We start from the raw sequence: 26490 nt of genomic DNA on the forward strand, positions 1-26490 counted from the left end.
TTTTTTGATTCAGCTACGGCTGATTTACAAATCAGAAAGATATACAAATTGATCAAGCGAGAATGAATCCGGGCGTTTGTCAGACGCCCGGATTGCTTTTCAGCGCATTAATTTTCAACCAAGTGAGGCTAGGCTCTGGTTTCAACTAAAATGCTGTGAGGTTACATTTTTAGCAAATTGCGGAACGGATTATTTTGAGTTCCATTCCAGGGTCACGCCACTAAAGCTGGAATAACCTCTCAGGCTCATGAACCATTCTCCGCCTTTCGGGCGTTCAATGGTGCAGGTTTCCTCATTGCCATTCTTATAGGGACGGCACTCAAATGCGTCTCTGGATGGCTCCTGACCTTGAAGTACATAGAGATCGGCATCGCCGGTACCCCCGGAAATGGTGACTGTCAGAGCTTCCACTCCATCAGGAATGGTGTCACTGAAGTGTATCCATTCGCCACCTGATGCACTGAGATCTTTTTCCATTCCACTTCCTGTACCGCCGGTGTCGCCTTTACCATCAAATGAACCGGTCAGGCTCACACCGCTATAGGCGTTGTAACCCTGAAGCATCACGTAATATTTGCCGGGGGTGACGTCCATATCTGCACAGCTCTCGTTATTGCCGTTTTTGTATGGGCGGCAATCGTAGTCAGATTCAGTGGGCTGCGAGCCAGCTTTCACATACAGGTCGGCGTCACCTGAACCACCCTCCATAACAAATGACAGATTCTGGGCATCGGCAGGAACATCAAGGACGAAATAGGTCATGCTGCCTCTTTCTCCGGAGAGATCCGTGACAGCTTGCCCGTTGGTTAATACGGAATCATCACCATCACCGTCGCCATCATCTCCATCGTCGCCACCATCATCATTTCCGATATAAGAGGCTATCCAGTCTTTAAAGGCGGGTACCGAGGTGTAGACACCATATTTGCCTGGTCTTGCACAGCCGTCACCCCAACTGACGACCCCCAACTGACGAAATTCCCCGGCCTGATTGAGGAATAGTGGGCCGCCGGAGTCTCCCTGACATGAGTCTTTACCGCCTTCCTTTAAGCCCGCGCAAACGTTGTAATCGTGAACGGCGTTACCATAAGCGCTGCGGCATTCTTCAAGAGAGACGACAGGGACGTCGACTTTTTGAAGCGCATTGGGAGAATTACCGCCTTCGGACAGATCCCCCCAACCGATGACGGTGGTCATTTGTCCGTCATAAATATCGCTAGGGTCGCCGATGCTGATCCGGGTGTATTCGTCATTCGCTTTGTCGGTGAGTTTCAGTAACGCGATATCGTACTGCGGATGATTGATGATCTCGGATACCTGGATGGTCTGTGCACTGCTGGTATCGTTCTGCTCATGAAGGCCCACAACCACCTGTAGCTGACTGGCTGATTCACCTTCGGTACAGTGTGATGCGGTTAAAGCATAATAATCACCTACCAGAGATGCACCACAGAAGTGTCCTCCGCCTTTGGCTTGTAATGAGACCATGAATGGAAACTCTCCAGGATAGGCTTCTTCGCCTCCTACAATGCTTGGAATCAATTCCCGGTACTTCTGGATAATGTCGGACTCACCGGAATCGGCGTGGACAGATCCAGCAATCGTTAATCCGGAGATGATCCCCAGGAGAGTGTTTCTTGTGTACAGTTTCATCTAAATCCCCTTTCCTTGATGAAATTATTAGAAGTCAGGGAGCACTAAAAATATTGAATGGGAGGGTGCTCCCGTTATGAATAACCACCTTTGGGGGAAGAAACTGCATACCCGGCGGTGAAAAATCAGGTGGTTATTCAAACAACATTCTATGGATAGGGAATATTCTGTATATCCGCTGTACACCCTAGACCCTGAAAGCATTGGTCTATGCCGCTAACTCAATGAATTGTCTCGTTAAATTGGAAAACGTAAACGGCAGGGCGGTGAACTCAACGGATACTTGGATCAGCCCCACGGGGGATTACAGCAGGGGCTGAAGTAATAAAGACTAGTGTTTGTTTGTCGTCATTTGACTAGCCCTAGCGCACCAATATTTCATACTCCACGCCTTTTTCAAAAACAAACACTCTCCCGGGACAACCTTGCTCATCGAATTTATACCACTTGGCGTGCAGGCTTCCATCCTGGGTGACCGTGTACCCACAGCCACGGGATTTATCAGGAGAGTTTTTGTTCCAGTAGACGTCGCATCCCTTGTTTTTAACGAATCCGGTAGAGACGGCAACATCATGGCAATCGTCCGGCCAGATACAGCTAAGAGTCCAGATAGATGAACACGTAACATCCTCATCTGCCATAACGGCATTATTAAGTTGCTCATTGACGACGGCATTTCCTTCAATGGTGCCGAAATCCTCGGCGCAGATGATGGGGCTCAATAATAAAGCGCTTGCGAATACGATTCCTTTGCTGAAAGCTGGGATTTTGTTGATAGCAGTAGTCATGTTTCCTCCTTGGTTTTTAGCTTCCATTTTGTCGTGCTAAAAGACTGCCTTGGGGGAGGCGGATACCAGTGCCTCCGCTCTCATTTCAGCGAAGCTGATCATAGTCCCAACTATCAACTACAGCCAGCTTTTATCAATTACAACCAGATTTTATCAATTACAACCAGCTTTATTACGGGTTAGCCTGTTCTCGGGGAAGATCCAGTCTCAACCACTGTTGTCCGTCCCTGCATCCAGCGTCAACAGCGTTGAAATACCATTGATAGAATTTCAGGAGCTTGTCTGGCGCGGGGACTGCGCCACCATCAAGGTGTTCGATGGCCATGGCGGTTGTAGCGAGTGTGCGAATGTCAGGCGCGCGATGCCTGATGAAGTTCAGCAGCCACTTCATGTCCATGAATGCATTGGCAAGCCCGGAAGGCCGGGAGAGGCTTCGATAGAGAATGATGATTAATGTTCCCGCGTCTTGGCGATAAGTGATTTCGCTGTTAGACAAAATGGCCGTTTCACCAATGGGGCGGCTGCCAGGTGACAGTGTATACGGGTAAATAGGAACACCTTCCCGTGACAATAATTCTGAGAGAGGGGACATGTCTTCACCTTCAGCACATCTGGATTACCGGATTATTCTTGTTGGGTAACCGGATGATGCGGAAAGTTGTCGGAAAAGATTATTTGCCTATACAGGGTTCAACCATGAAGTCGGAAAGGTTTGCTGCCCTATCACCGTAAACGACGAAAGCGGTGCGATTATTGTCATGAGTAGTGTTGCTGCTACCGGTTGAGGTTCTCTTGGCCATCTCAGAAGCAATATTGCGATATTCCTGGCTTGCCACAACCTGACCTTTGCCGAGTAGTATTTCGCTATGGAGCTTATATAGCTCAGTGCCCAGATCATGCTGGTTGTAGCGTTCAGCCAGGATCTCAGCGCAATTCAAGGCATGCAGGGCGTCTTCGGTTTTTCCCTGCCGATAATACATTTCAGCAAGTAAATGCCAGTCCCGGCTGGCTTCGCATTCGTCAGTGCAATGTTCTATGGCTGCCTGGGCAAACCTGATGCCTTTGCCGATCTCGCCCAGTGCTTTTAATGCCCATGCATGCATCCGGTAGGCGACACACTTCAATGGGGAGCTCTCCAGAAACGGTTCAGCCAGAAGCAACAGGTTTTTTGCCTGCTTGTAATGCTGGTTGTAGACCAGCCGCTCGGCAGTGGCGAGCAATTCCGGTAATGCTTCAGAGCTGCCGGATTTGGCGAGATGAACGGCATACTGAACCGGATTCTTTTCTCTGAACCATTCGGCAGCGATACCGTGCCGGCGTTGTTGAACATCTGCCGGCATGGATTGATAAACAGCTTCCCGATAAAGATTGTGAGAGAAAAAGTAATGCTCGCCGATGGGTTGCAGAATCCCCTGGCTGAGCAGACTGGCAAACCTGACGAGGGGGCCGTCCATTAGTTCTTCCAACTGAGAATGGGTGAAGCCGTCCTTGCTGACAGAAATTAACTCCAGCGCGAATTTCAGTCGTGGAGGCAGGTGCGCTGTCTTTGCCGTCATGGTATTACCGATACTGAAAGGCAGCTCATCCTCCAAATGCTCATGATGAAGCAAGTCAAGCAGATATAGTGGGTGTCCCTGGGATCTCAGTATGCTGCGTTCGAACCATTCTTCGCTGCAGATATTATCAACCCCGGCAAGTTCTCTCGATTGATTCTGGGTCAACGGAAATAGCCGTACCGTATTGATATCACAGTGCTCAAATCCGGATATGTAGTCAAAGTAGCTGGTGGTGACCAGTAACAGGGGACAATAAGGTGTCAGATCGGCTAACGCTTCAAGCGTCAGGCGCATAGCGTCGTCTGGTCGTTGGATGTCCTCAATCACCACGGCCACCTCTTCCTGTTCCAGCAAAGCCAGCAGAAGTGTTTCCAATGCCTGAAGGCAACTGTTTCTGAACAACACCGGAGAGATGCTGGGGACTTTCCAGTCCCTGGAATAGTCATCACTAAAACTGAAACCGAAAAGATGGTAGATATAGGGGTACCAGTGGCCATCAATACAAAGATCGATCAGCAGATTATGAAGTTTCAATTCAGTGACTGAACTCATGCCGATTAACCGGCATACCAGTTCGGCTCCCGGGTGAAGCCGGTGCTGGGGATCGTCATAAGGGCCACGCAAAATAACATGCTTGACGCCATGCCGTGCTGACTCCCCGGCAAAGGCAAGAGCCATGTGCGTCTTGCCGATCCCGGCAACGCCGCTGATATTACACCAGGCTCCCTGGCCTTCGTCTTTAAGTTTTGTAAGAAGTGAACCAAAGAAGTTGAGTTCCTGGTCCCGACCAACCGTACGTAGTTCCTGGGGACAATAGTCTGACAGGGAATGCCAGGGGCTGGAATCTGACAGGGAATGCCAGGGGCCGGGGGCATAATCCGGATTGGAATCATAGCTGAGTTTGAAATCGAGCCGACTGGCGTGATACAGCTCTCCATGGATCATAACGCTACCGGGAGCCTGCTGTTTGGCGAACCGCTCAATGCCAAGGCGCTCAATCATGGACAGCTTAGGCTGAAAGTGGGCCTTTTTACCCTGGAGAATAATGTCGGCGGGGATCGGTCGGATCAGCGCTACTATTTCAGGATGATGTCTGGCGATATCCCTGATCACATTGATGGCGTGGTGAGTGGGCTTCGGATTCTGAGAGCCCACGGGCATCAGCAGCACATGAAAGGATTGCGAAGAATAATGGACAGTGACGCCCCGCGCCTCCATCTGTCTGGCCATGCACTGTTCATTGACGACTCCGGCGATATAAAGGCCAAGCACTTTGCCTCTGGTCGTGGTGGTCTCATGGATCTCCGGTTCCGGCCGGGGAGGGGAGGTCTTTTGAGATATGACTTCGTCGTGTTCACAATCTTCCACCACGATCAGTTCTTCCACGGTGACATCATAAAAACGCGCCAGATTATGAGCGGTGCGGAGTAGCACCGGGCGTTGTAATTCAGCCCGCTTTAAAGATGAAACGGAAACGTAGAGTCTCCTTTGCTGACACTCGTCGGCCACCTGTTCCTGACTGAGTCCCAGTCCTTGTCTGAGCTCCAACAAGCGATTCCGGCACAAACGAACCCTCCCGGGTTTGCAACTTTGGCGCATATCGTTATCCCTTACTACGTTGAGCGATGGCATTGCCTTTGCGGGAAGAACTCCCGAAGCCAGCTCACACGCTTCCTATTTTTTGGTGAGCATACTCACCTCTGTTTCATTATTGGTGAGCATACTCACATCGTTTAATTGAAGCAGAGGTTGTTTGGTGTTCCCCCGGTTGAAGTATGAAAGCGTTTTCAATCGAAGATTACCAACTTAAGCGACACGAGAACAACAAAAACGTCATTGACATTCTTGATGACCTCATTGAACTCAACCTATCAATCTATCATCCAATCGACCTATCAATAAGGCAACCTGGCAGATTTGCACATAGGATCCAGAATCCGCAATACCATACTGAAAAGACGTCCTGATACTGCAAGCTCAGAAGTTTAAGAGCCGAAAGGTTATGGCAAGGTTACGCCGCGCAGGTTCCTGAATGACTCAAATTTAATCTGCTACAGAGCGTTGTCGTTTGGGCCATATGAATTTCGACAATACATCAGAAAAACCGCTTCGTTGCCTTAGAATCGCTCGACATTTAATCAATTGCTGTGCATTTCTTGCTTCATATAGATACATTTTTGCGCTTTTCCTCTATTTGTGCGCGAGTACAGATTTTCGCTTCTTATGTCAGGCTCAAGCGGTATCGCTCAGGTGAACCGGCAGTGTCAGATCAGTTCAGTTCACCGATTGAAGTGAAGTGCACCGGATCTGATGCTTATGTGGAGCTGGTTCAAAAGCCTTTGTGAAAGACCATCGTTTTTACCAAATAGCAACAAACAAAAGGAATTGGGAACGATGGAACTCAATATCAAAGACTCTTGTCACCTCAAAGAAAACAATCATCCAAAAAATGCCGGCCACCAAAATGAAACTGGCCACACAGAACAGATTGGGAAGATAGATGAAACCAGTCACCATAAAGCCAGACACCATAAAGAAAGCAACTGCCTGGTAGAGAATGCGAAGAACGGCTGCCCGGCTTCACTGGAAAAGCTCTTTTGTGAACAACGCCAAAAGCTGTACAAGTTTGTTCGAAACAGAGTGTCCCGTCAGGAAGACGTGGAAGATCTGGTTCAGGATACCTTCCTCTGGGCACAGCAGGGGTTAACCTCCTTTGAAGGAAAATCTCGTTTTTCCACCTGGATACTGGGTATCGCAAATAATCTGATCCGCAACTACTACAACCGGTCACCGGAGTACAAATATGACTTTGTCTCAGATGATGTTCTCGATCATGCCACCAGTGATTTCGGTAGTCCTGAAGCCAGCCTGCAGCAGGAGTATCGAATCAGACAGTTGGAGTCGGGCATTCGAACTCTGCCGGAAGATGTTCAGCGGATTATTCACTGGGTGGCTTTGGAGAATTATCCTTATCAGCGTGTGGCTGATGAGCTGGGAATCACCGTTCCCAGCGTCAAGAGCCGCCTGTTCAGGGCCAGAACTTCACTTAAGGAGACCGTTCAGCCTTTGATGTAATCTAAGCCCCTTCATTGGCATTATCAGACACATAAAATGCTTTCTGTTTGTGCCAGCACATGACCGGAATTTTGAATGGATGCCCGATCCTGTGCTGGTGTTTGTCTTGCTGGCCAAACTCCCTGGTTAACTTAACGACTTCACCGCCTTCTCGTAGTCTTTTTGAACTGAACCCTTAAATTCATAAAGGAATGTACGGAAGGCAGTTAAGGCATCCTTCTTCAGGTTCTCGACGGTTGGCTGCCCGTCTTCTCCAGGCCCCGCTTTCATTTGATCCAAAGCGCTGAAGAAATCATCCCGGGCCTGAGTGGCCTTCTCCATGTTCTCTTCTGTAGCGTGTGGTTCACAGGTTTTGAATAGCTCCTCTATTTGTTTACGCGTGGTACTGGCGGGATTTGCCATGCTGCTGAGTAAACCCTCCAGTCGCTCTCCGTATTTTTGGACCATTTCCTCCCACCCGTCGCCTTCCTTGGGTTTGTCGGTAATCGTTTTTCGAGTAACCAATCCATCAAACTGCGTCTTGAAGTAGGTCAGGTTATCGGTGCCGATCGACTCTTTGTACGGTTGCTCCCGGTTGGCTGCGATCTTTCCGGCAACGGTCACTGTGGAATCTGCCGGGATAGTGACCCCCCCACCAACTTTGGCTTCGGTACCTTGCATATGTCGGGAAAAATTCAGACGATCATCTTTGTATTCGACAATAATCACTCTCGTTGCAGCAACAGAGGTCCCGCCCTCGGCAAGCGCATCCAGGGTTTCAGAATTACTTAACTCCGGTACTTTGTTCCCCAGAATATCTCCCAGTTTGTTGAGAGAGTCGGCTCCGACATTACCTTTAAACGTCACTTTCACCTGGTTGAATGTGCCGTTGTAGTTGATATTGGCATTGTTCTTCATCGTTCGCCGGGTATACTCGACGATAGCCGTGAGAGTGGACCCCAGAGATACCTCGAAGGTTGAAGTATGGCTTCGCTCTTTGGGTTGGCTACGTTCAAGTGCCCGAATTTGTGCGAAATCCTTTTTACTGAATTTCATCTCCGGCGTCTCAAAGTGCTTCGTCATGGTTTCCAAGGCCAGAACAGTTTCAGGATCCTGCTCCCGTGCTTTTTCCAGGTCACCGTCGTAAGTCCTGACGAACTCATTAAATATATTGGCATGCCTTACGGTTAACCCTTCAACGAAAGAAGCCCGGCCTTTCACGCCGATTTGAGACTCCATATCCCGCTTGTTACCCGGTTCACTGTATTTGGGTGGCATACCGACCATTTTGCGAAACCCTTCTGTAATCTTTCCGGTCCCTTTGGTCAATGTATCGGCAGATCTAGTGGTGCTCTCGTAGGTGAGCAGCTTTTCAAAGTTTGTGGTTGCCATCTCTTTTAACTGGTTACGAACAAGATCAAATGGAGATTGGTTTTCGGAACTGGAAAGGCGACTTGTTTCACTGATGATAGAAGATTCGTCTGATGACGAGGACGAAGGGGAAGGTGGTGGAGAGGGTGAAGGAGAGGATGAAGGAGAAAATGAACGAGAAGAAGGCCACCGAATCGAGTCTGCATCATCCATTGAATAATATACGGTGGACGAAGTGACACTCTGCTCGGAAAAGCTTTCCGTTTCAGAGTTAACGGACAATGAATCGGACAGGTCCGACAAGTTGAAGTTCTCTTTTGCTGTATAGAAAGTATCCTGTGAACTAGTCGATGATCTGATACTCATGGCATCGGCAAGGGATTCCGGCGGGATAGGGGAGTTCACTGAGTTTCGATCGGAGCCTTGTGAGGAGGTATCGGAATCCGGTGTTTCTGCTTCCCGTGCCTGCTCGATTTCTTCGAGGTGGGATTTCAGGGCATCGAGTTGACTGAAGAAACCGTCCTTTGCCTTGCTTACAAAATTTTCCGTACGGGATTTAAGCAGATCCTCGTCATCCAACATCTTGCTGGTGAGAGAAGCTTCTCCCTTGATCTTGAGAAAGGTATGTTTGTGTTCATAGCTTCCTTTGATATCTCCATAAGTGAAGCCGAATTTCCCGAAGCCTCCGTAGGATATTGTCTTTGCCTTGTAGGTTGCTGAGGCTGGAACCTGCCTGGCTTCGGGTAGAGCTAGCTCGACATTGCCGTCACGCCAGTTTGATACGGTATCAATGCTGGACACTCCCTCCCCGTGAGAGCTGAGGAAGTTTTGCAGTTTCTGTTTCATCTGATCGCTCTGAAAGATGATTTCGCTATCACTGGCAACGGCTTGCTTCAGTGCTCTGGCGGACTTTGCCGCGGTCGGGGAGCTCAGGGTCAAATCCAGGACACAGTCGGTAAAATGGTCGACAAAGTCACTGACGTTATCAAAACCCCGACCAGAGGTGCGGGAAAGATTCAAACTTGCACCCACCGATGGGCCGGCCTCAATAACGGGGATTTTGATTTCAAATCCCAGTTTCCCTGCGCTACTTCTTTCTCTGAGTACACCAAGCGCTTGGGAGGTCTGTGCGACCTCTTTATGGCTCAGGTTGACGGTTGCTTTCAAAGGGGTGTTCAGAATTTCTACCCCAAGATCCATTTCCAAAGCGAGATTACTGGAAGACCCTGACTGATTCAGGAATTTGATCTTGTCCAGAATCTCATCTTTTATCTGCTGCCTTTCCTGTTGAACGATTCGATTGGCGACGTGCTTGGCCAGCGGCTTGACCACTTCGACGGCCTCTTTACTGAATTTCGACGGAGCCAGTTTATTGACCTGCTTCAGCGCGAATTTCATCTGGTTGAGGGCATCGAGATGATCGATAGCGGTTTCCTTTTCCCGGGGCGGGTTGAAGTTGGCGTTGAATACCCGTTGTTGAACGTGATCGAGCTTACTGTCCAGAATGTCTTGAATTGCCTGACTGAGTTTCCCCACTTCATGGGCAGAGGATAAGTCCACACCAGGATCTATCGGTTTTCCCATGACTTCCTGAAGATTGAGCTTTTCGAACAGCGCTTTTACTTGTGCTTCATGACCTGCCGTTGATTTGCTCTCGCTGAGAACCTCATTGAGGTTTTTGCGCTCCAGATCCTGCGCAATGATATGACTGTATTGCTCAACTTTCTGATCCGGAAAGCCGGTCAGGTTCAAGTCGTGGTTTTCTGCCCATCTCTTAAACAAATCCGGCGTTGAAAGCTCGTGCCCTGTATCGGGCGAAGCTGCTCTGATGGTGTTTTCACCCAGTCTGGCAGGGGCCGATTCGATAGATGTCCGGGCGGCTTCATGTATCTGATCCGGAGTAGCGGGGTTAGGAGCGGAGTGGCGATTGATTTCCATGGTCGGCTCCCTCAACCCTGAATCCAGTGCCCGTTGCCAGGCTCTTTACCAGCTGAGGTCCCGGGGGCAGCCTTTGGCTGTGCATCTGCGCCCCTGTTCTCTATTACCAGTGAGATGAAAGTCTTGCTGGTTTCGATATGCTGAAGGAGCCAATCAGCCAGAACCCCGGGCTGGGAAATGGTGCCGAATGAGCGCTTGTCCATCAGCCAGATCCATCCGGAATCCTGATCCAGAGAAAGGGTTCCCCCTGAGGTCCCTTGCCAGAAAAGATTGGCTCCAAGAAGGTTGCTGAGAAGCTGATTTTGGAGGCGGCCGGTGTCCTTTGTCTGGTCTTCCTTAATCGCCTCGGAAAGATTGAATAAGGGCGTAAAAATAATCAGGTGCTCATCAGCAGAGTGCCACTGCAGATTCACCACCAGAGAGTCATTCACTTCAAGGGCAAGGTAACCGTGTTCATTAAGCTGCAGTGAATCTTCCAGGTTCAACTGCTTCGCCAGATCTGCAATCAGTGTATCGATATTCATAGGTTTGGGCCTTTATTCAGCCGGACCAGGAACCTCGTGATGCCTGCCTGTCCGACCTTTCGGTGGGTTGGTAGCTTCATTCGGATAAACAACTGCATCCACTGGGTCTGTAACAGGTCGCCGGCGAAAGTTGCCGATAAAAAATTTCGAAACCGTTCGGTTTTGGCCGTTACCAATCGAGGGAAGTCAAAGGCATAACAGGAAACAGGATTGAACCATGAGTACGACACTGAACAGGCTGATGGCAGAGTTTGCAGAGAAGTACGGATCATCGAACCCGGAGCTGACTCAGGAAGGCTGCTTTGAGTGGCATGTGGACGGTAGGCCGGTGCGTTTCTTTGAATCCACCGGGAATGTCTATATGGACGCCGGGCTGCGAAAACTACCGGAGGACAAGCAGGACCGCGGAGACTGTATCAAAATTGCATTGCAGGCATCGCTGGCAAATGCGGATAGCTATGCTGATTCACTGTATATCGAAGTGGCTGACGATACTTTATGTCTATATCGCTGCGTTCCAGCGGCAAGCCTCTCATTGCATGAGTTCGAGGGGGTATTCGAATCCTTCATGCATTCCCTGGAATGTCTGGGAGAGCTGACGGGGGCGACGACCTCATATGGCTCCCGAGGACCCCAGGCCATGTTGCCCTATGGTCGTCTTTGACCCCCAAATCATACGTTTCCAAATGACTGGATCTAGCGTCTCCAAAATAAAGATGGATGTAACTCATGAAATGTAAAAGCCTCATCGCTTTAGTACTGACACTCGCATGTTCACTGGTACTGGCGGCGGAACCGCGTTGGAATGATTCTCCTTACGAGCTATATGCCAACGGCGAATCACTGACTAACGTGTTGAAGAATTTTGCCGCCAGTTATGGGATTCCCGTAACGGTCAGCCCCAGGATTGCCGGTGCTGTTAACGGAAACTTTAAGGGGGATACCCCCCGTCAGTTTTTGGAAATTCTCGGTAAGTCTTTCGAGTTCGAGTGGTACTACGACGGTTCCACAATGCATTTCTTTCGCGGTGACGAAATTGTCAGCCGCATTATTACGCTGACGAATATCAAGACTTCCCAGCTACGCAATGCTGTTGAGAAAGTCGGCATTTGGGATGACCGTTTTAGCTGGAAAGAGATGCCGGATAAGGGGCTTGTCTATGTGTCAGGTCCGACCTCAATGGTTGAGCTGATTCAGGAAACCGCCTCCGTACTGGAAAGCCAGGTCGTGACACTGCCACGGCGGGATCAGTATTCGATGCAGATGTTCCGCCTGCGCTATGCCACGGCCGCTGATCGAGTTCAGTCTTATCGGGGTAAGGAGGTGGTCGTTCCCGGACTGGCATCGGTGCTGCGCGGAGCTTTGGCCGCTGGCCAGGGGAAAAGAGGGGATACCACTCTGGGTGGCCCCGTGGGAATCCTGGAAGGGAAACAGCGTACCACATCGGTCACTTCAGAGATGCCGGGAACCGGCGAGAAAGCCTGGGTTGAGGCAGACAGCAGAACGAACTCCATCATTATCTACGATCGACTCGAACGTATGCCGATGTACAAAGCGTTGGTCCGCAACCTGGATCAGCCTTCTGAACAGGTTGAAGTCAATGTTTCCATCATCACAGTAAGTGCCACCAATCTCGAAGAACTGGGAGTGAGCTGGCAGGCACGTGATCAAAAGTATGGGGAAATTGGTTATGGCGGGGTGAATGACCAGACGCCTGCCCCCGGCAAAAACCAGGTTGCCATTCTGGGAGGAGCTGACGCAAGTTTCTCCACGGTTCTGGATTCCGGATTGGATTATTTTCTCGCCAAGGTGGATGCCCTGGTGCAAGACGGCAATGCCCAGGTGGTGTCCCGGCCTTCTGTGGTTACCAACGAACACCTTGAAGCGGTTCTGGATGACAGCACCACATTCCATGTGCGCGTGCAGGGGAACGAACAGGTGGATTTGTTCCCGGTCACCGTCGGCTCTGTATTGCGGGTGACTCCCCACATTCAGGGAGGCAATGAGCGTGAGGCCATCAATCTGGAGGTCACCATCGAGGATGGACAACAAACCGACAAGGAAGTGGACAACATCCCCGTGATCAAAACCAGCAGTATCAACACCCAGACAGTCGTGGGCCTGGGCCAGAGTCTGTTGATTGGAGGGTTTTTCCAGGACTACGAGAGTGACACCGTGGGAGGGATTCCCGTGCTCAAGGATATTCCACTGCTTGGAGTTCTGTTCCGCACCCAAAGTCATGACCGCAAAAAAATGGTCAAGCTGTTCCTGCTGACCCCGAAAATCATCACGGATATCCCCATCGGAGGCCAGGCCGCCAACGGACGTGAAGTCTATGGATATTCATTTCAGATCGGCAGCAAGGACAAAGATCGCGCCCAGGAAATACTGGAATACTTTGATTCCCGTGGCTTCGTGACTTCCATGGAAGAAGTCTCCAGCGAAGGGCAGCCATTTTATTACATCTCCATAGGAAACTATTCCCGCTGTGAGGACACTCAAAGAGTAGCCAATGCATTTCCTGCGCCGTTGAAAGGAGACGTGAGCATGATTAACAGCTGTCATCCGCTCACCCGCTAGCGTTTAGAAACAGAAGCTCTTGGAAACAGTCGCCGTGAAAGCAGCGACTGGGCTAAGACGGCTGTCAGGTAAAGCTGCTTATCAGCTAAAGCTGATTGCCAGATAAAGATGAAAAGCAAAAAGCCACGGTTGGCTTGTTGGCTTACGAGAGAAACGTGCAATAGCGATCCGGCATTAGCCGAATGATGGGTAAGAACGAGTTATGTCTGACTGGAAACTGAAAATACTCACCGGAACTCACGCAGGAAGCGAGCTGGATCTGGCTATTGGCACTTATGTCTGCGGCAGTGACGATAACGATGACCTGGTATTCCAGGAACCAAATCTGGCAGCCGCACATTTCTCGTTACAGGTGGAAGAACAACACATTCGGCTCACGCTGCTGCGGGAGGATGGTGTCTTGAGATTGAACGGGGAAGTGTCCGACAAGAATGAGTTGGTGGTAGAGGAGGTCAGCCCGGTTGATATCGACGGATTTCAGTTTGCGGTTGCCAACGGGGAGGCTGAATGGCCGGAGCCTTCTGTTTCAAAAGCCTCTGTTTCAGAAGCTTCTATTCCAAATGCCTCTAGTCCAGAAGCACAACTGCTATCTCAAGAAGAGCAACCCTCAAGTATCCCAAAAGACTCTCGTGGGAAAAGGAAGCTCGCGACTCCGTTACCAAGCCGGACTTGGACTGACACCTTCAATCGAATGAAAGTGGGGCTAGGGGTGATGGGGGCCTGTACCGGATTACTGATGATGCTGGCGGTGGGTTCCATGTCAAACGCGGAAAAGTCCAGAGAGGATTCCATCGTTGGAGACAGAATCCATCTTGAATCTGAGGTTACCCAACAACTTGGGCTTCCCAACGTCAAGGTTGTCCCACTGGCCGACGGTATCAGCTGGCTGGTGGATGGTTATGTCAACAATGTCAGCGAGCTTAACCGGCTGACCCGCTGGGTCGAGTCCAAGGGCTTGCAGGCAACTTTCAAAGTGAAAGTGACCGAAGAGCTGATCAAAGGGGCTGAGATTGCCCTGACCGCACTGGGCTATTCCAACGTTTCAGTATTTAAGAGCGACAAACCGGGGTATCTGGTGCTGAAAGGTAATGTGGATGATGACTCCGAGTGGGAGAAAAACCGCGGCAGGCTACAGGTTGATGTTCCCGGTGTCATGGGCTTCGAAGACCTGGTAACGGCGGATACCAAGATGGCGCTGGCCCCGTTACCCAACTTGGTGGTGAAAGGAATTTACATGGGCAAAACACCGTTCTTTGTCCTGAATAACGGGGAGAAATATTTTGTCGGCAGCCAGCTCAATTATGGCTACCGGGTGGAGGAAATCACCCCTCATATGTTGCAGCTCCGTAGGGGAGACAAACTGATCCAATATCGATTAGGAGTGGACTAGGCATGTTAAATCCAATGTTAAAAAACAAACCGGTAGATACCGAAATCAATGCGGAAAATATCAGTAAGGATTCCGGCGGGGTACTGCTGAGAAGCGTACTGAATGAACTGACCAACGCATCCGCCGGGGTGCAGCGCAAACTAAATTCCGGTCTGAATCAGGAAACCTTCAAACGCCACAATGCCTTCAAGGAAAGCATTGACTGCGCAATTGTTGTTCTTGAGCGGACTTGGTCCAGGCTTCAACGCTAGGCAGCCAGGAAAGGCTGTCCGTTGAAGGGTTTCCCGCCTGGAAGCGGGGGATCACTCAATTCGATACACAAACATTTTTAGTGAGGAACACACTATGGCAGAAGTAAACACCAATTTTACCAACATGAGCCTTGAGGACGCGAAGAACTTTGAAGTGCCTGATTCGCCTGAGGCAATGAATGCAATGCTGAAGGATCTCTACGCGCAGGCTGAGAAGAATGCGATGGAGAGGGAAATCCTGTCCATGATTCACAAGCTGATCATGGATGCGATCAAGAAGATCGGTCAGGCCGCATAACGTCCTGTCGGTGGTTAGGCCCAGGATCATTCCCGGGCCTGGTTATTCCCGTCGCTCCTCCTGTTTCAGAGAGCGCGGCGGGCTATCCGGTAAATCAAGAGGATTGGCTATGTTATATCCTGAACACATTATCAAGCGAGTGTCGGAAATCGGCGTTCTGGCCTGTGAGCAGGGCTGGTTGCAAGACGCGGAGCTTATTTTCAGCGGGGTTGCCGCGATTGCCGATGACGTCAACAGTCATACAGCAGCGGGTCTCGGCATGGCTGCTACCAAAATTGCAGCGGGCGATTTTGAAAGTGGGATCAGGTTGTTGTCGGATAATCTGGCTTCGCTGGACTACGACAATATGGATGCACTGGCCCTACTGGTGTACGCCATGAAGCGGTCTGGCAGGGACAAGGATGCCGAGGAACTGATTCCGAAGCTGACTAGTCACCCGCAATTCAAGGGATCTCTGGCGGAAGAAATTCTGCTGGCGGCGGAGGGCTAACCCATGGAAGCAGCAGTTGTCGCTGTAGCACCTGATCAGGCGCTACGGAAGGACTTTTCGCAACCGGTTCAGCAGGGTGCGGATGCTCATGAAATCGCTCGCTTCACCGAAGTGATGGAGGCTGGTCGTCCACATGCCGCTAATAATGTCCAGGTGGTGCATCAAACCTACGCCACCCAGAATATTGATAAGCCCTTTATCAGTCTGGGAGACACCATCCTGAATAAACTTCAGCAAATGGGGCAGGGCTACCAGGATCGTATTCGCGCACTGGAACAACGCATGAATCAGCCTGTTACGTCTCCGGCAGAAGCCAATAAGCTGTTCTTTGAAGTCAGCCAGATTTCAATTCAGCAGCAGATGGCGCTCGCGGTGACCAGCAAGGTAAACAAGAATGCGGAAAGCCTGTTAAGAGCTCAATAAACTAAAGGTGTGCCATGAAAAAGCGACATATTTGGCGGTTCGGGCTGTGTTTGCTGTTACTGCTGTTAGGTGGTTGCAAAACTGAACTGTACAGTGGATTGAGCCAGCAGGAAGGCAATGAGATGTATGCAATTCTCCGCTCAACGGGGTTTAACGTGGAGATGGAGGTGCTTGGGGCAGGTAAGGATCAGAATGTACGCCTGAAGTTGCCCGAACAGCAGGTGGCCCGCGCGATCAGCGTGCTGCAGAGACAAGGGTATCCTAAGCAGCATTTCGCCACGATGGGTGAAATTTTTGCGAAAGATGGCCTTATTTCATCACCCACTGAGGAAAAGGCACGATTCATCTACGCGATATCCCAGGAATTGTCGCACACATTGTCGAGTATTGACGGAGTTCTCGTGGCACGGGTGCATGTGGTGATGCAGGAGGGTGACAAGTTCGACAAGAACCCTAAACCCAGCACTGCGTCAGTATTCATTAAGTATGTGGAAGATGCCCCAATAGAAACGTTGACTCCAAAGATAAAAGCGCTGGTTTCCAACAGTATTCTCGGCTTGGATTACGACCAGGTCTCTGTCGCTTTATTTCCCTCAAGCCTGAAGAGGATTACTTCGCCGGATGAGGCCCAGGGCGGTTACATGATCTATTTGTGGATTAGTTTAGTCGCACTGTTGTTTCTGTTGCTGGCCGGTGGCGGTTACTACGCCTGGCGAGCCGGTTGGATTACGTTAAATCTCGGGTCTACCAAGGTGCTGCAGGTTCGGGGATCTAAAGTACAACAAGCAGCACAACAAGCAGTACAGCAAGTTTCAGTATGAACGGGGAAGCGCTTCTCAGCAGCCAATATCGCCGGCTGATACTGAAGCAGGCACATGACTTTTATCGATATCCAAGTGACTACCTCGATATCAGCTGGCTTCAGGATGATCCACATAGGGGAATTATCGAATCACTGCGGGATAAGAAGGTAAGTCGCAAGCATGTATCCGATTACATTCTGCAGATTTATGGTCTGTCCCCAATGATGGATTGCACATTCGAGCATGCTCATCAGAGGTTTTGTCTGCTCATTAGCGAGTCGTTGCAAAGACTGGTGTGTCTGGCTGGAGCCCTGGTGTATTCAGCAATGGTTCCAAGGCGGGCGGAAGACGTGGGGCTTTCACCTGATTTGCATCGGTTCGCGGTGACAAAAGCGCCGTTTCTGGCTAAGAAGCCACCAGAGTATTGTATCGATCAGCCAGTGTCTGACTGGAGCAGCAAGAAAGCCGTGGAGCAGGGCATCTGTTCTGCAGGTTTGAATATGCTGGCTTGTGCGCTGTCAGATGTGCCTCCATCGGTATACCGCCGTCTGGTATTAAAATTTCCACAGCCATTGGGAACCTTTTGTGAGCAGGCATTCCAGAAAGAAGTGCCGCCGGAATCCGTGCAGGAAACGCGTCGTCTCATTCTAAAACTATACCGGGAGGTTGATTCATCATGTTCACTGTTATTCGACTGACCGATACCGGGCTGGATCTTGATAGCGAGAAAGTCCTAAAGAGTGATGACTATCGTGTGCTGCAGGAGAAGGAACAGATTATTCAGGACGCCCGTCATTCCGCGGATATGATCGTGCAACAGGCAAGGGAAGTGTATGCCGAGGAAAAGGCTCGTGGCTATCAGGAAGGTCTGCGTGAAGCTCATAATAAACGGGTGGAATTAATGCTTGCCAATACGGCGCAGATTATCCGTTCCTATCAGGATGTCGAGCAGACCCTGACCAATCTGGTCATTGACTCGGTACGCAAGATCCTGAATGAGTTTGATAAGGAGGAACTGGCCTATCAGGTGGTGCGCAAAGCACTCTACCATATCAGTGAGGGAGCCCAGGTGACGGTCAAGATCGCGACAGATGTGGCGGCTCCAGTCAGAACCAAGATCAAGGAAGCCCTTGAGTTTTATCCGGGATTGGAAAAGTTTGAAGTAATTGCCGATCCCAATCTGGGGGACGGTGACTGTCAGATAGAAAGCAACTTCGGCGTAATTCGAGCCAACGTGGAAGATCAGGTTGAAGCATTGACCCAGGCGATGAATCATCAAATTTTGCAAGGACAGACGTCATGATTTTTCTAGCTGCTATTCAATCAAAAAATAGATCAATCAAGCCTCGCCTGAGATTTGCAGCATGGATGTACAGGAACTATAAGTTTTACATAGGAAGTTTTTACCTGATGTCGACAAGAGTCTTCTGGCATTAGCGGTAAACATGGAGGTGTTTCTCTCCTTGTAAAACGATGCCTTCGTAAGAACTCCTTTGATGAAATACACATTGCTCATACAAAGCGGCCTATTTGGGAAGTAAGCTGTCCACGTTGTGAGGCTATTAGACACGTCAATGGAACAGGTGACTGCTATGGCTGACGATCGCTCAGGGATTATCGAATTAGCGAAATATCCGGTATTGGTATTCTCAATCGTCGTTGCCCTTATCATCGCTAAATTCGCGCTTGGCCTGGAATTCGGAATGATTACCGAAGTTTCCACTGACGGACTCAAGTTTTCGGAAAAGAGCAATAAAGCCACCTTAAGTGCGCTGACAGAAATCGAAGCGAAGCTAAATGACCTGTCAGTCAGAATTGAAGCTCTGGAAACCGATGGGGGCAATAAATCCGCCGCCGCCATTTCCAACGCTCAGGCGGAAGCCTTTACAGCCTCCCAATCCGTATCAGATGCAACCGCCAATATTGCCCAGCTCAATACACAGGTTCCCGGCAATGAGGCAAGCACACTGAAAGGCTGGATATGGATTGGTAACTACGATGGCGGCTGGACCAAATCCAGTATCGCTGAGCTAGGCACCGGACAGCCACTAAGCATCGATCCAACGTCCATGCAGCCGGGAACCGAATACCGAGTACTCGGTAATATGGTTGCCCGCGACGGACTTCCCCCAAATACCAAAGAATACTACAGAGCCAGAACCAGCCTGGGCATCGTGCCAAGGGGCTCTGTGGTGACTTTGCTGGCAGAACCTGAATCGGTGGACCGTGAGTTTGCTTTGCAGTATTGGGCGAATATTGAGTTTAAGAATCATTGATGCCTCCGGATACCGTTTCCCTGAAGAATTACTCTGTAAATAGGCTCCAAGAAAGAAATTGTCATATACTCGCTCCCTCCGTGAAGTCGTCTACATGAATTGCAGACATATCAGGAAACTAGCATGCATACGCTACGCCGGATTAAGGAACTCGTTCTTTAGTGAATGAGGTTACATGGATATCTGGAACTTTTGGACTGGAATCGGTGGGCTGGAGGATATATTTTCGAAGCTTTGAAGCTGAAAGCCGCTCAACCGTGATTTATAAATGTTAGAGCTTATTATGAATAAAATTCTCATCACATTGATAGTACTTTTATCTCTGGTCGGGTGTACTACGTACCCGTCAAAGATGAAATTGAATGTATTAAGCGTCGATGTGATCGATTACGAGAGTATTAACTATTTTCAAGTAGACTATGACGGGCAAGGGCTCACTGATGTAGCTGCACCTACTTTAAAGCTTCATATTCAAAGTGAAGCTTTTCCTTACCTTTATAAAAATGATAAGCCGTTCAATTTTCTGTGCCGCTTGAAAAGAGAATTGGTTGAATTGAGTGACATAGAATTTGGTCGAGTTTATTACACTGATCCGTTAGTTGGTTTAAAAGAAGCTCCATACGCCTTCGAGGCAAAGCCGGACTTTAGAGAATTTTACGTTTATCTGTTCAGGTCTCTAAAAGCAGATTCAGAGGTTAATAGAATAGGCGATATTGATCTTTTAGATACCGATTTTAGCAGTATCGAGTGTAGTTTGGTGTCACCCGTATTTTTACTAGGGTTTCCGGTGGCATCCAAGCCAATTTATATACCTAGGAGTCAGTTTCTGCAGGCATACCGAAAGTATCAAAAAGCTCCAAAAGCAAAAGGCGTTATACAACTATCGGAATACGAGCGTAAACTTTCTAACAAATAGAGGCGATATTACCCGAGGATGGATATCCGGCCTCTTTAGGTTATAGGAAATCTACAGCCTAAATTTTGACCATGCTATATGGGAAATTCACGTCTAGGCTAATATTTTTAGCGAGTATATTAATTAAATTTGACTGCCATGGAATTCTCGAAGCTTTTCTGCTGCCTTGTTATGTATAAACTATGAGCGAAACAATTGATGGGGTGATTTTCATCACGGTCATACTGAGTTTCTTTTTAATCGTGATGCCGGTATCTGTGGTTGTAATGACAAACAGGGAAAATCAGTTCTTTTATTTCTGCAGGAAAAGGCATGCTTTTGCTGCGATATTTACAGCGGCTATTGTGGTGCATACGATGGGTAGATACGTTTCAGCGGCCTTTCACATATATCAATTGTTGGTGCTTTTCAGTTTTTATTTATGGTGCACAGTCAACTTTCCAAGAGTTATGAAGTGGCGATTAAAGAAATTCAAGAAGTATCAGCCACGGCTGAATTAAAAATATATCTATGGAAGGGAGCTGGAAGCCACTCCATCGCTGCCTCTGTTAGAAGACGTTAAATGGTAAAGAGAATGTGCAAACCTAAGGCAATAGAAGATATTACTGTCGAAGACCTAAAAGCTCATCGCTGGTGCTTTTACGAGGACGAAGAAGGATGTTTTAGTGCATTTGAGCACGTCGTCCCAGATAGTCACCCTGAGTTCTCTGAACACATCGCTGAGCTCGAACTGTCCGAGTTTAAATTTGCCAATGGCAAAGTTTTGTATGGCGTCTACGACGGATTTGAAGCATTCAATATCATTGCAGACGATGAATGGTATTCTTTTTGGTACGGTGCTGACGAACCGGAACTTGAAGATCTTGAGAGGTTAGAATCATTTCTTACTGGCAATAATCTACTACTACCTGTAGTGGCAACTGCAAAGTGGTCGGGTACCACAAAAACCTATAATGGTATCCAGTATATAAACAGCAATGGCGAAACAATTGAAAAAGTCATTTAACAAAACAGTCCGGCTAGGGTGTGCTGATGCGCACCGTATAGCTTGGCGTTGTTTAGGGTAGGTGCATGAGCACTTGGAGAGCTAATGCAATTGAGTTCTTTCCAGAATTGAAGAGGGTAGTCGAAGAATCTGAAAAACCAAGCGATCTGTATGGTCTGTGGCAGCACTCGTCAGGTACAGCAGTTTATGTTGAAATTTCCACAACTGGCGAAGCATTCCAATGCCGTATTGCTCTAAACCACAGCGTTATAAAAGCCAACGGAAATCTTGAAGGAAATACCTCGATCATATGGGAGCCGCTAACGATCGAAGATGCTAGTGGTAACCCTGTTGACTCTCAGGGCTTCGACTGGGGAGTTGATGACATAGATCTTAATAATAGCGAGCTAACACTCAAAGGAATCTATGGGGATTTTACGTACACAAGGAGTGTTACCGAGATGCCAAGAAAATGTCGTTAGTCTTCATACCTGACAAATCAAAGTAATTCCAGATAAGTAAGGAAAAACATGAAAAAAATCTGTGTAGTAGTTGCCTGCGTGCTTCTTCAAGCCTGCACCACTGTTGGATCTGTAGATCGACCTGAGAGTTACTATCAAGATGCCCCTTCGAGTTTACAAGACGGATTGGTGGAGGGCGCTATCTTTGGTGATGATAAGAAGATTGTCGAATTATTAAATTATCAGGTTGAGTTGCCCGAGAAAAACCGAATAGCGATTTTGAAGCTCAGTAGTGATAACTATTGGAGGTTTTATTCAAATGATTTTACCCAACTGAATGATTCACTAATCGAGTCGCTTATTACAAAGCTCAGAGCCTCAAGCAGGGTATATGATGCTTCATTTTTACCAGCAATGTTGGTCTCAGAAAAAAGAACAGTCCCCGTTTTAAGGGAGGCAGCCGCACGTTTTCAGGCGGATCTTCTTATGGCTTATAGAAGTTCCTGTCAGTCATACCAAAAGTATAGGTTCATTGATCCCAATGAGAGCAAATCGTATTGCTCGGTGGAAGCGGTTTTGTTGGATATTCGTTCGGGAATAGTAGTGAAATCTGTTGTCAGCACAGAGGATTTTACTGCTAGAAAATCGACTAACGACACGAACTTTAGTGAAACAATCAAGAAAGCAGAGCTTGAAGCAGTTGCAAAAGCTCTGGGAAATGTCGCTAATGAAATCGTAACCTTCTTGAAAAATGTACCAACAATCAAGCACTCATAACAAAGTATGACTGCAAGCATGCAGCCGGGAACCGAATACCGAGTGCTCGGTAATATGGTAGGCCGCGACGGACTTCCCCCCCAAATACCAAAGAAATACTACAGAGCCAGAACCAGCCTGGGCATCGTACCAAGGGGCTCTGTGGTGACTTTGCTGGCAGAACCTGAATCGGTGGACCGTGAGTTTGCTTTGCAGTATTGGGCGAATATTGAGTTTAAGAATCAATGATTCACTGATAAACGCTCTTCGTGTTTCACTCATTGTTTATGTAAATTAAACGTGTCATTGGAGTTATGGAGGTACCAACGTCGTAAGGATGATGTGTCTATAGACCTTATTAGCCCGGTACAGAAGATGAATTTTTCTGAGGAAATACTTCGAAAGAAATTTTCCGTTTACTCACTCTTGTGATGTGGTCTGTGGGGGGGGCATTTATGTTAGGAAGCTTGCGTGCTTTGCCGAATCAGTGGCTCGATTTTTCGTGAACAAGGTCGCCTGGATTTCTGGGGTTTTGACACTGGAATCAATGAGCTAGATGGTATATCTTCGGAGTTCTGAGCTTGAAAAATACGCATCTTTGATATGCAAAATTTTTCGGCTTTCAGTTGTAAATTATGAGTGAAATAACTCCTATCCGTATTCAGGAGAAAGAGCTTAATAAATTGCAGGATAAGGAATTGATATGCCTAGTTACACGGATATGTATGGAAACACATATGCTCTGAACGATTGGAATAATGACTCACATAGGGGGCGTGTTATTAACAATGCCCGAGCGAATAGAAATTTTAGATATGTACCTAAAGATGGATTCATCCAAGATGAATACCAATGTTTTTACTGCAAGTATTGGTATGTTCCTGCTGCCTTAGAAGGTGATCATGTGGCAGGTCAGGCGTTAGGAAGGTCTAGTGACAAAGAGCTAAAAAGACTTTTTAGGGATGCGGAACGCGCTGAGAATTCTGATGGAACTCCGTGGAATTTAGTCATTTCCTGTCAGCGTTGTAACGCCAGTTCTAGAAATAGAGACAAAATATATACCCGTTCTATGTATAAAAAAGATAGAGATGATGAAAGACCTCAAGGAGGTGGAGCGGGGTTGGGGCCTATGTTTGTTAAGTAGCCAAGAGAACCCCATCGTTGCATGAGTGCTTGGAGAGCCAAAGCCGCCTCGCTCTATTAGTTAAAAAGGAAAGTGCATAAATGCTGAATATATCTAAACCACACTTGTCTTTACTCGGTCTGCTGTGAACGATGCAATAAAGTACAACGAAAAATTTCTAGAAAGCGAGACAATAGCAGACGTAAGTGATAACGAAGATCATCTCTTGTATGCCTGGAAAACTTTCAGGCGTGGCTCGAGGAAGAATACAAGAAGCTAGAATCCAGTAACCCTGATCTTATCCCCTATGACCGCATAGTAAGGAAAGAGCATAACATCGGCAGGTGATGCAAATCATCATACAAACCAGCGTTAGTGCGATACAGGTTTCATTAAAGGAGTGCAAGATATGGAGAGTAATCGTCTAAAAGAATCTACTGCTACTATTCAAAATGGTGTTGCCAGGGCAGATGGAAAGCTCTGCGTAACTGAAAGCCATATTCACTTTGAACCATACAACAAGGAATTTGGTCTTGGCCCTTATGAGCTGGAACGCAAAACAGTATCAAAGGTAGAGAAATGCTGGGGTAAGGGTGGAGGTATTCTTCCCATAACATCCGAAGCGATAAAAATTACCCTGATTGACGGAACTGAGTATCAATTTATTCTGGCTAATCCGGAAGAGTGGATAAGCTTACTTGGCAAATAATCAGGTAATAAGGGGCTGCAAAGGATATTTATTCGTCCATTTTGTATCTCGTTGTTCTACCCGAAATACGCCTAAGTGTGTAATGTACCATTCGAGGAGCTATAAATTTATCGCTCAGATGTTGTTCTAAGAGTCGTTGCATTAATATTTTTCTATCTGGAGACAGATCGTGGTAAAGATTACCAAAAAATTCGTAGTCTCTGATGTGGAGAGCGAACTTTATAGTCAGCAGCCTGGCTCGCAACTATTAAAGTTACTGTGCACGGGGGCCAGGGCCATAATGGGCGTGTTACCGGAAAAATGAAGATGGGGCAAAAGCCATCCTAAAAAGGTTCTCGGCAACATTTCCTTTGGGAGGTACAGTCAATCTTGGTGGTGAAGTTTGGGCTCTAACTATTGACCAAAATTATTGCTCCTTCGGGGCTGCATCTCGAAATGCTCGGATGCTGCAGGCAGCATTATGTATAAATGAAAAAATTCATCGATATTAAGATGCTACTTCTCATGCTTGTTGCAGGTGTCCTTATCGCATTTGGAGTGTCGTATTTTACTCAGTTTAGCTTTGGGTTGACGCTGGGGAGCATTATTCTGGTGTTTCTCGTTAATGGGCTCATCGCCGCATGGGAAGATGAACATCATGGTGGATTTAATAATCCAAACCAGACGGATTCTAAAGATGATAAATGAGTGCTGAACATTGTCTAATTCATCAGAAAACTACTCTCTATGCCTGAGTATTCGTTTCTCTAAGCGTTGAGGTTGTAGGAAAATAAGTCCAAATTTTGGATATTGCTTTGATAAATTTTTGGAGAACATCAAAGAGCTCAATTAGTGAAGAAGTCATATAGATGCGTACTTTTTCAGAATTGTTTTTCGATCAAATTCGAAAGCTGTGGATATCTTGGGGCTTTTCTACAATCTCGTTATGTATTATGAACAGAATAATCGTTGGGCTATTAGGAACACTATTCTCGATGACGTCAGATGCTGAAGAAGGGAAGGGAGTAATTGGACGCGCATACGAAGACGGTGCGCCCGTAATATACAGATTTGTTAACGAAGTTCCTGAAGAAGCCGTTAGATCAAATTTAACTTGGTTAACGGTGATTTCTTGGAAGTACGATGGTTCAACAAATAACGGGATGCCTCAGAGTGACGAAAATCAAAGAATGATCACGCTAGAAGACGCTATTGAAGATCATATTGAGAGCGATGGAGTTCTTCGTCATGTGTATAGCCGAACAGGCAACAACCTAAAAGAGCTGGTTTACTATATCAATGATCGAGAGCAGTTCCTGGAGGTTTTTAACAAAACACTAAGTGGTCATCCGCGCTATCCAATTGAAATAAATTTCTATCAGGATTCTGATTGGGGAGATTTTAAGAGGATATTAAATGACTTCTCAAATGCTATTAACAAGTGACTTCACTGGAAACTATTCCCACTGCACCTCAGCTTTTCGGTGTGCCGGGCGTTATGGCAACACGTGAATGGTTGGTCAAGAAAAGGAAAACGGGACAGACCTAAATCCAGTATCCAGATGGATACTGGCAATTTTTTCTATTTTATTTGGTTTAGTGATGCTTCTATGGGCACAGGGTCAGGAAGCGTGGAAAGTTATACCGGCTATCTTTTGCTTTATCATCGCTGGCGTTTGTATTCTTCCTCAGCCTATTAAAGGTTGGCGCGGCAACATCATAGGATACTACAAAGAACATTCTGAAATTGGCGGAGTTCTATACGGATGCACTGAGTACCTGTGGGAGGATGCGTTGTGAGTGGTTTCTTTATCTATTTGCTGCTGTTCGGATTGATGATTCTGTTCGCCAATGAAATATGGTACCTATATAAGAGTATTCGTGCGAAATCCTGGAAAAAAGTACAGGGGCAGCTACTCCAGTGGGATTTTCAATGCGAACAGGACTCCGAAGATAGTCGTCGTTATGTCAAATTTTTGAAGTATAAATTATACGCTTAACAACAGAGAGTATACGTCTTCGACTCTGGGATTTGGCTTTCCTCAGGGGATGAGTGTTTTATACAGCGATAAAGCCTTGGATAATCTTTTTGCCAACGCACCAGAAGTTACGGTGTACTATGATCCAGCCGACATGGGGAATAGCGTCCTAGTTGTTGGAATGCAG

General features: G+C 47.7%; 28 protein-coding genes. 22 read left to right on the forward strand and 6 right to left on the reverse strand.

Annotation, left to right across the window (positions count from 1 at the left end; translation table 11 throughout):
• Positions 1-189 precede the first annotated feature (189 nt).
• From BTA51_RS30850 to BTA51_RS13950, 4 genes are all read right to left on the reverse strand, one after another.
• Positions 190-1653: a trypsin-like serine protease gene (locus tag BTA51_RS30850; protein WP_094708186.1), complete on the reverse strand. Its 1464-nt coding sequence runs from the start codon at positions 1651-1653 to the stop codon at positions 190-192.
• A gap of 362 nt (positions 1654-2015) precedes the next feature.
• Entirely contained in the window at positions 2016-2441 is a 426-nt protein-coding gene (locus tag BTA51_RS13940) for a hypothetical protein (protein ID WP_094708187.1), read from the reverse strand.
• A gap of 172 nt (positions 2442-2613) precedes the next feature.
• Positions 2614-3033, reverse strand: a complete 420-nt coding sequence (locus tag BTA51_RS13945; protein WP_094708189.1) for a hypothetical protein — start codon at positions 3031-3033, stop codon at positions 2614-2616.
• 79 nt (positions 3034-3112) lie between these two features.
• The gene (locus BTA51_RS13950; protein WP_210404835.1) at positions 3113-5545 is read right to left on the reverse strand and encodes an AAA family ATPase; all 2433 of its coding nucleotides are present in this window, start codon (positions 5543-5545) and stop codon (positions 3113-3115) included.
• Positions 5546-6391: 846 nt separating this feature from the next.
• Here BTA51_RS13950 and BTA51_RS13960 point away from each other — a divergent pair.
• The gene (locus tag BTA51_RS13960) at positions 6392-7072 is read left to right on the forward strand and encodes an RNA polymerase sigma factor (protein ID WP_168188172.1); all 681 of its coding nucleotides are present in this window, start codon (positions 6392-6394) and stop codon (positions 7070-7072) included.
• Positions 7073-7198: 126 nt separating this feature from the next.
• On the opposite strand, the gene BTA51_RS13965 is transcribed toward BTA51_RS13960, so the two are convergent.
• Both BTA51_RS13965 and BTA51_RS13970 read right to left on the reverse strand, forming a co-directional pair.
• Entirely contained in the window at positions 7199-10360 is a 3162-nt protein-coding gene (locus tag BTA51_RS13965; protein ID WP_094708197.1) for a hypothetical protein, read from the reverse strand.
• An 11-nt stretch (positions 10361-10371) separates the two neighbouring features.
• The gene (locus BTA51_RS13970; RefSeq protein ID WP_094708198.1) at positions 10372-10884 is read right to left on the reverse strand and encodes a type III secretion system chaperone; all 513 of its coding nucleotides are present in this window, start codon (positions 10882-10884) and stop codon (positions 10372-10374) included.
• Between the two features lie 217 nt (positions 10885-11101).
• Here BTA51_RS13970 and BTA51_RS13975 point away from each other — a divergent pair, with 217 nt between their 5' ends.
• The 21 genes from BTA51_RS13975 to BTA51_RS14080 all read left to right on the forward strand — a co-directional run bounded on the left by BTA51_RS13975 (position 11102) and on the right by BTA51_RS14080 (position 26124).
• Positions 11102-11548: a CesT family type III secretion system chaperone gene (locus BTA51_RS13975; RefSeq protein ID WP_094708200.1), complete on the forward strand. Its 447-nt coding sequence runs from the start codon at positions 11102-11104 to the stop codon at positions 11546-11548.
• 65 nt (positions 11549-11613) lie between these two features.
• Complete coding sequence (sctC, locus tag BTA51_RS13980) at positions 11614-13464, forward strand: type III secretion system outer membrane ring subunit SctC (protein ID WP_094708202.1); 1851 nt, start codon at positions 11614-11616, stop codon at positions 13462-13464.
• Positions 13465-13666: 202 nt separating this feature from the next.
• The gene (gene sctD / locus BTA51_RS13985; protein ID WP_094708204.1) at positions 13667-14854 is read left to right on the forward strand and encodes a type III secretion system inner membrane ring subunit SctD; all 1188 of its coding nucleotides are present in this window, start codon (positions 13667-13669) and stop codon (positions 14852-14854) included.
• A 2-nt stretch (positions 14855-14856) separates the two neighbouring features.
• Complete coding sequence (locus BTA51_RS13990) at positions 14857-15105, forward strand: hypothetical protein (protein ID WP_094708206.1); 249 nt, start codon at positions 14857-14859, stop codon at positions 15103-15105.
• 94 nt (positions 15106-15199) lie between these two features.
• On the forward strand, positions 15200-15403 hold the full coding sequence (locus BTA51_RS13995; RefSeq protein ID WP_094708208.1) for a hypothetical protein: 204 nt from the start codon (positions 15200-15202) through the stop codon (positions 15401-15403).
• Positions 15404-15512: 109 nt separating this feature from the next.
• On the forward strand, positions 15513-15893 hold the full coding sequence (locus BTA51_RS14000; RefSeq protein WP_094708209.1) for a hypothetical protein: 381 nt from the start codon (positions 15513-15515) through the stop codon (positions 15891-15893).
• A gap of 3 nt (positions 15894-15896) precedes the next feature.
• Positions 15897-16316: a hypothetical protein gene (locus BTA51_RS14005; RefSeq protein ID WP_094708211.1), complete on the forward strand. Its 420-nt coding sequence runs from the start codon at positions 15897-15899 to the stop codon at positions 16314-16316.
• A 14-nt stretch (positions 16317-16330) separates the two neighbouring features.
• Positions 16331-17137, forward strand: a complete 807-nt coding sequence (sctJ, locus tag BTA51_RS14010; protein ID WP_246841040.1) for a type III secretion system inner membrane ring lipoprotein SctJ — start codon at positions 16331-16333, stop codon at positions 17135-17137.
• Entirely contained in the window at positions 17134-17817 is a 684-nt protein-coding gene (locus tag BTA51_RS14015) for a SctK family type III secretion system sorting platform protein (protein WP_094708213.1), read from the forward strand. Before sctJ ends, BTA51_RS14015 begins: the two co-directional genes overlap by 4 nt.
• Positions 17796-18422, forward strand: a complete 627-nt coding sequence (locus BTA51_RS14020) for an HrpE/YscL family type III secretion apparatus protein (RefSeq protein WP_094708215.1) — start codon at positions 17796-17798, stop codon at positions 18420-18422. Before BTA51_RS14015 ends, BTA51_RS14020 begins: the two co-directional genes overlap by 22 nt.
• A 289-nt stretch (positions 18423-18711) precedes the next feature.
• A complete protein-coding gene (locus BTA51_RS14025; RefSeq protein WP_094708217.1) occupies positions 18712-19395 on the forward strand; it encodes a hypothetical protein in 684 nt (227 codons plus the stop codon).
• A gap of 283 nt (positions 19396-19678) precedes the next feature.
• Positions 19679-20311 carry a hypothetical protein gene (locus BTA51_RS14030; RefSeq protein ID WP_141215599.1) on the forward strand — a complete coding sequence of 211 codons (633 nt, stop codon included), beginning with the start codon at positions 19679-19681 and terminating at the stop codon, positions 20309-20311.
• Positions 20312-20873: 562 nt separating this feature from the next.
• Positions 20874-21317, forward strand: coding sequence for a hypothetical protein (locus BTA51_RS14040; protein ID WP_168188173.1), 444 nt, complete (start codon positions 20874-20876; stop codon positions 21315-21317).
• A 65-nt stretch (positions 21318-21382) separates the two neighbouring features.
• Positions 21383-21778: a hypothetical protein gene (locus BTA51_RS14045; protein WP_094708225.1), complete on the forward strand. Its 396-nt coding sequence runs from the start codon at positions 21383-21385 to the stop codon at positions 21776-21778.
• A 48-nt stretch (positions 21779-21826) separates the two neighbouring features.
• The gene (locus BTA51_RS14050) at positions 21827-22534 is read left to right on the forward strand and encodes a hypothetical protein (protein ID WP_094708226.1); all 708 of its coding nucleotides are present in this window, start codon (positions 21827-21829) and stop codon (positions 22532-22534) included.
• 6 nt (positions 22535-22540) lie between these two features.
• A complete protein-coding gene (locus BTA51_RS14055; protein ID WP_141215600.1) occupies positions 22541-22762 on the forward strand; it encodes a hypothetical protein in 222 nt (73 codons plus the stop codon).
• Between the two features lie 454 nt (positions 22763-23216).
• Positions 23217-23657 (forward strand): HNH endonuclease, encoded by a 441-nt coding sequence (locus tag BTA51_RS14060; RefSeq protein ID WP_094708230.1) that lies wholly within the window; start codon positions 23217-23219, stop codon positions 23655-23657.
• 388 nt (positions 23658-24045) lie between these two features.
• Entirely contained in the window at positions 24046-24345 is a 300-nt protein-coding gene (locus BTA51_RS14065; RefSeq protein WP_094708232.1) for a hypothetical protein, read from the forward strand.
• Between the two features lie 468 nt (positions 24346-24813).
• Entirely contained in the window at positions 24814-25032 is a 219-nt protein-coding gene (locus BTA51_RS14070; RefSeq protein ID WP_094708234.1) for a hypothetical protein, read from the forward strand.
• 287 nt (positions 25033-25319) lie between these two features.
• Positions 25320-25769: a DUF695 domain-containing protein gene (locus tag BTA51_RS14075; protein ID WP_094708236.1), complete on the forward strand. Its 450-nt coding sequence runs from the start codon at positions 25320-25322 to the stop codon at positions 25767-25769.
• Between the two features lie 67 nt (positions 25770-25836).
• The gene (locus tag BTA51_RS14080; protein ID WP_094708238.1) at positions 25837-26124 is read left to right on the forward strand and encodes a hypothetical protein; all 288 of its coding nucleotides are present in this window, start codon (positions 25837-25839) and stop codon (positions 26122-26124) included.
• Positions 26125-26490 lie beyond the last annotated feature (366 nt).

Source organism: Hahella sp. CCB-MM4, assembly GCF_002260525.1.
Classification (GTDB): Bacteria; Pseudomonadota; Gammaproteobacteria; order Pseudomonadales; family Oleiphilaceae; genus Hahella.

What these genes read in the sequence shown, in the direction of transcription:
- BTA51_RS13975 (WP_094708200.1), top strand. Translation starts at nt 11,102, where the DNA reads ATGAGTACGACACTGAACAGGCTGATGGCAGAGTTTGCAGAGAAGTAC.
- BTA51_RS13965 (WP_094708197.1), bottom strand. Translation starts at nt 10,360, where the DNA reads ATGGAAATCAATCGCCACTCCGCTCCTAACCCCGCTACTCCGGATCAG.
- BTA51_RS13960 (WP_168188172.1), top strand. Translation starts at nt 6,392, where the DNA reads ATGGAACTCAATATCAAAGACTCTTGTCACCTCAAAGAAAACAATCAT.
- BTA51_RS14060 (WP_094708230.1), top strand. Translation starts at nt 23,217, where the DNA reads ATGCCTAGTTACACGGATATGTATGGAAACACATATGCTCTGAACGAT.
- BTA51_RS13995 (WP_094708208.1), top strand. Translation starts at nt 15,200, where the DNA reads ATGGCAGAAGTAAACACCAATTTTACCAACATGAGCCTTGAGGACGCG.
- sctC (WP_094708202.1), top strand. Translation starts at nt 11,614, where the DNA reads ATGAAATGTAAAAGCCTCATCGCTTTAGTACTGACACTCGCATGTTCA.
- BTA51_RS14055 (WP_141215600.1), top strand. Translation starts at nt 22,541, where the DNA reads ATGACTGCAAGCATGCAGCCGGGAACCGAATACCGAGTGCTCGGTAAT.
- BTA51_RS13940 (WP_094708187.1), bottom strand. Translation starts at nt 2,441, where the DNA reads ATGACTACTGCTATCAACAAAATCCCAGCTTTCAGCAAAGGAATCGTA.
- BTA51_RS14070 (WP_094708234.1), top strand. Translation starts at nt 24,814, where the DNA reads ATGAAAAAATTCATCGATATTAAGATGCTACTTCTCATGCTTGTTGCA.
- BTA51_RS14040 (WP_168188173.1), top strand. Translation starts at nt 20,874, where the DNA reads ATGGTAAAGAGAATGTGCAAACCTAAGGCAATAGAAGATATTACTGTC.
- BTA51_RS14005 (WP_094708211.1), top strand. Translation starts at nt 15,897, where the DNA reads ATGGAAGCAGCAGTTGTCGCTGTAGCACCTGATCAGGCGCTACGGAAG.
- BTA51_RS14000 (WP_094708209.1), top strand. Translation starts at nt 15,513, where the DNA reads ATGTTATATCCTGAACACATTATCAAGCGAGTGTCGGAAATCGGCGTT.
- BTA51_RS14025 (WP_094708217.1), top strand. Translation starts at nt 18,712, where the DNA reads ATGGCTGACGATCGCTCAGGGATTATCGAATTAGCGAAATATCCGGTA.
- BTA51_RS13990 (WP_094708206.1), top strand. Translation starts at nt 14,857, where the DNA reads ATGTTAAATCCAATGTTAAAAAACAAACCGGTAGATACCGAAATCAAT.
- BTA51_RS14080 (WP_094708238.1), top strand. Translation starts at nt 25,837, where the DNA reads ATGGTTGGTCAAGAAAAGGAAAACGGGACAGACCTAAATCCAGTATCC.
- BTA51_RS14020 (WP_094708215.1), top strand. Translation starts at nt 17,796, where the DNA reads ATGTTCACTGTTATTCGACTGACCGATACCGGGCTGGATCTTGATAGC.
- BTA51_RS14050 (WP_094708226.1), top strand. Translation starts at nt 21,827, where the DNA reads ATGAAAAAAATCTGTGTAGTAGTTGCCTGCGTGCTTCTTCAAGCCTGC.
- sctD (WP_094708204.1), top strand. Translation starts at nt 13,667, where the DNA reads ATGTCTGACTGGAAACTGAAAATACTCACCGGAACTCACGCAGGAAGC.
- BTA51_RS30850 (WP_094708186.1), bottom strand. Translation starts at nt 1,653, where the DNA reads ATGAAACTGTACACAAGAAACACTCTCCTGGGGATCATCTCCGGATTA.
- sctJ (WP_246841040.1), top strand. Translation starts at nt 16,331, where the DNA reads ATGAAAAAGCGACATATTTGGCGGTTCGGGCTGTGTTTGCTGTTACTG.
- BTA51_RS13970 (WP_094708198.1), bottom strand. Translation starts at nt 10,884, where the DNA reads ATGAATATCGATACACTGATTGCAGATCTGGCGAAGCAGTTGAACCTG.
- BTA51_RS14015 (WP_094708213.1), top strand. Translation starts at nt 17,134, where the DNA reads ATGAACGGGGAAGCGCTTCTCAGCAGCCAATATCGCCGGCTGATACTG.
- BTA51_RS14045 (WP_094708225.1), top strand. Translation starts at nt 21,383, where the DNA reads ATGAGCACTTGGAGAGCTAATGCAATTGAGTTCTTTCCAGAATTGAAG.
- BTA51_RS14065 (WP_094708232.1), top strand. Translation starts at nt 24,046, where the DNA reads ATGGAGAGTAATCGTCTAAAAGAATCTACTGCTACTATTCAAAATGGT.
- BTA51_RS13945 (WP_094708189.1), bottom strand. Translation starts at nt 3,033, where the DNA reads ATGTCCCCTCTCTCAGAATTATTGTCACGGGAAGGTGTTCCTATTTAC.
- BTA51_RS14030 (WP_141215599.1), top strand. Translation starts at nt 19,679, where the DNA reads ATGAATAAAATTCTCATCACATTGATAGTACTTTTATCTCTGGTCGGG.
- BTA51_RS14075 (WP_094708236.1), top strand. Translation starts at nt 25,320, where the DNA reads ATGACGTCAGATGCTGAAGAAGGGAAGGGAGTAATTGGACGCGCATAC.